The following is a 290-nucleotide window of genomic DNA, read 5'->3' as shown; positions in this document are numbered from 1 at the left end:
TTGGTGGCGAAGGTGGTGGTTTCGGTGGGTCCGTATCCGTCGACGACGGTGAGGTGGGGGCAGTGGTTCTGGACGCGTCGGACGGAGGCGGTGGAGACGGCTTCGCCGCCGGTCCATACCTGGTGGACGTGGGCGAGGGAGTCGGGGGCGTGTTCGGCGAGGAGGTTGAAGAGGGAGCTGGTGAGCCAGAGGGCGGTGACTCGTCGGTGGGTGATGGTGTGTTGGAGGGTGGGGATGTCGAGGTCGCCTGGCGGGGCGATGACGATGGTGTGGCCGTTGAGGAGGGGGAC

The 290-nt window shown here is 67.6% G+C and carries 1 protein-coding gene; it reads right to left on the bottom strand.

What is annotated here, in order from left to right; genetic code table 11:
- Positions 1-290 (bottom strand): AMP-binding protein (locus JK359_RS38675; RefSeq protein ID WP_201844427.1); only part of this gene is annotated, 290 nt, incomplete at both ends.

It is taken from the genome of Streptomyces actinomycinicus, from assembly GCF_016741775.1.
Lineage (GTDB): Bacteria > Actinomycetota > Actinomycetes > Streptomycetales > Streptomycetaceae > Streptomyces > Streptomyces actinomycinicus.
This window is presented reverse-complemented; position numbering and strand designations above follow the sequence as displayed.